Genomic DNA, 3,214 nt, shown 5'->3' on the forward strand with positions numbered 1-3,214 from the left:
GGTCAAATCTTTTGGACTGATACACTACTTCCCCATCATGACTCATTCCCACCCATTCAAATGCTTTGAGTATCGCTTCTGTTGCTTCTTCAGAATTTCGTGCCATATCTGTATCTTCTATACGAAGCAGGAATTCTCGCTTGTTATGTTGTGCCGTAAGCCAGGAAAATAGCGCTGTTCTTAGTCCACCTATATGAAGATAACCAGTTGGAGATGGTGCAAAACGTGTAACTGTCATAATAATGCCTTAAATTAAGTCTAAAAATAAATTAGTGAATTGTATCGAAAATGTGGTTAAAGCGGATTTTGTCTCGGGAGTTATGTAAAAGAGCCAAAGCTCTTCAAAGGTTTAACTTTTCTTTTTAGCCAGAGTGTTTGTTGTACTCTGTTTCTTTGGAAGAAGTTTTCACATCATTTTTTACATTTTTTGCTGTCTGCTCTTCAACCCCTTGAAAGTCTTCAAAAGATTTAAACTTCTCTTTTTTTCTCTCTTTGATAATAGCATCAGCTTTAGCTGCCCCAATACCATTGATCTTCATAAGCTCTGCTTTTGAAGCTCCATTAAGTTCATCTAAACTCATACCAAACAGTGATGATGTGGCAAAAACCAAGCATCCTGCAATTACTTTTTTTAACATACCTTGTCCTTCAGTTAATTAATTTTTTGTTAGGCATATGTGTAAACTCAGGTACGATCTTCTTGAGTTGCACAAGCTTGTCATCATTATCTATGAGATTGTACATATCTTCATTAAGCTTTACAATATCGTAGGGTGTTGGCTTTGCGATAAAAATAGAACTGTATTGCGTCCTCTGTTCATTTTCATCTATTAATAATTCTTCATACAGTTTCTCTCCAGGACGCAAACCGGTAAATTCGACCTTTACTTCATCTTCTTTACCATAAAGACGTATCATCTGATGGGCCAAGTCTACGATCTTTATAGGTTTTCCCATATCCAAGATAAAAAGCTCTTTCCCTTTAGCTATAGCAGCTGCTTGAAGAACTAGCTGGCATGCTTCTGGGATAAGCATAAAATAACGTGTGATATCCGGATGTGTTACTGTTACAGGACCACCCTTTTCTATCTGTTGTTTAAACTTAGGAATAACAGAACCGCTAGAACCAAGCACATTACCAAAACGTACAGCAACGATCTCCGTTTCTCTCGCATCCACATTGTTCGCGTAGAGCTCTGTCACTCTTTTGGTTGCACCCATGACATTCGTTGGTCGCACAGCTTTATCAGTAGAGATGACAACTACCTTTTCCACACTGTTTTCTATACTGACATCAATCATATTTTTGGTTCCCAAAACATTATTCAGCACAGCCATATCCTGATTTGATTCACAAATAGGAACATGTTTAAATGCTGCTGCATGAATAACTATCTGTGGCCTAGCCTCTTTAAAAATAGTCTCCAGTCTATGTTTATCCGTAACACTTACCAGTTTTAGTTCAGCATTTTCAATCTGCTCACCTATCTGATATAGATTGTATTCGCTATTATCTACCAAGGTCAAGGTGGAAGCACCAAACTTTTTACATTGTCTGGTGATTTCAGAACCTATACTTCCACCCGCACCAGTAATGAGTACAGATTTATTCTGAATGAAATTTTTTATAGTATCCAGATCCAAATCTTTAGGATGACGTGCAAGTAGATCTTCGATAGAAAGGTCTTCAAGTTTTTCATGATCTGAACCTAAAATTTTAACTTGTTTGATCTCTGTAACACCGGCTGCGATTAACTCATCTACCAATATCTTAAGTTCATTTTGAGGTAATTTTTCAGCAATGATCGCTGCCATAATGTTCTTTTTCTTTACAACATCATCTAAAGAAGCTATATCAAAAACTTTTACATTATTGATATATGCATCTGTCATTGTCTCATTCTCTTGCGTACTTATAATAGCAATAGGGTAATAATCTATCTCTTCTTTAAGCGCACTCTGAATAATGGTATTTGTCCTACTATTAGCCCCGATAATAAGTGTAGGCTTCAGTGAACGTGTACCTCGTCCTTCAATCATCAGACGCTTAATGACTCTTATTGTCCCTATAAAAATAAGTGACAAAAAGAAATCAATCACAATGACACTACGTGGGAATGGTGCAAAATGTTCTTTAAAAATTAGATAAACGATAACAAAAAACAGATAGGCCAAGATATGTGCTTTAACAATATTCTTTGCATCATAAAAACTGAAAAATCGCCAGATAATAAAATAGTTTTTAAACAGGAAAAGGAAAAAAAGCTTTGCTCCTGTTATCACACCGTATGTCAACCAAAAGGAACCCAAAAACTCTTCTGGTATCTGAAAATTAAAACGTAATAGATATGCAAGGTAAAGTGTAATCCCAGAAAGTATTAAATCAACAATAAGAAAAAACACCATCCTTTTTAGAGAAGTCGGACGTAACAAGGCTGTCATTTTATTACCTTTGTAATCGTATCGCAAACCCTGATAACATCTTCATCACTCATACTACTGCCGCTTGGCAAACAGATCCCTTGTTCAAAAAGTCTTTGGGATGTACCATCTTCTATCACTAAAGCATCAGAAAATAGTGGTTGCATATGCATAGGTTTCCAAAGTGGCCGGCTTTCTATATTTGATGCTTCCAATAAATTTATTATCTCTCCAGGATGAGTTTGAGCAAATGTTAGCGTACTTAGCCAGCGATTTCCTCTGCTTTCTTGAATCTCAGGCATAAATCGTATCTCTTCATATTGACCAAGATACTTCTTATAGAGTTCAAAAATTTCTCTTCGTCTCTTTACTCTTTCATCCAATACTTCCATCTGTGCCACGCCAATAGCTGCCAATACATTTGACATACGATAATTATAACCAACCTCTTTGTGCTCATAATGCAGATAATCCTCTTTTGCCTGAGTGGAAAGAAACTTCGCTTTGGCGATCCACGCTTCATTGTCACTTACAAGCATACCTCCGCCAGAAGTAGTCAATATCTTATTCCCATTGAAAGAGTAAACGCCCATATCACCGAAAGCTCCACTTTGTTTGCTCTGATAACTTGCACCCAGTGATTCAGCTGCATCTTCTATAAGATAAATTCCTTCTTCTTTACAAATAGCTATAATTTCATCTAGTTTACACAGTTGTCCATAAAGATGTGTGATAATAAGCGCTTTAGGTTTTTTCGGTGCTTTTGAAATAGCTTTTTTAAGTAAGTTAGGCG

4 protein-coding genes are annotated in these 3,214 nt (G+C 36.5%); all 4 read right to left on the bottom strand.

The window, feature by feature from the left end:
- Positions 1 to 238 (bottom strand): glutamate--tRNA ligase family protein (locus tag WBM70_RS06870; RefSeq protein WP_424557761.1); only part of this gene is annotated, 238 nt, incomplete at its 3' end.
- Between the two features lie 124 nt (positions 239 to 362).
- On the bottom strand, positions 363 to 638 hold the full coding sequence (locus WBM70_RS06875; protein ID WP_424557762.1) for a ComEA family DNA-binding protein: 276 nt from the start codon (positions 636 to 638) through the stop codon (positions 363 to 365).
- Between the two features lie 10 nt (positions 639 to 648).
- Positions 649 to 2,442: a polysaccharide biosynthesis protein gene (locus WBM70_RS06880; RefSeq protein ID WP_424557763.1), complete on the bottom strand. Its 1,794-nt coding sequence runs from the start codon at positions 2,440 to 2,442 to the stop codon at positions 649 to 651.
- Positions 2,439 to 3,214: aminotransferase class V-fold PLP-dependent enzyme (locus WBM70_RS06885; protein WP_424557764.1), on the bottom strand; the 776-nt coding region annotated here is incomplete at its 5' end. The genes WBM70_RS06885 and WBM70_RS06880, both read right to left, overlap by 4 nt.

Origin of the sequence: Sulfurovum sp. (assembly GCF_049668085.1) — a bacterium.
GTDB lineage: Bacteria > Campylobacterota > Campylobacteria > Campylobacterales > Sulfurovaceae > Sulfurovum.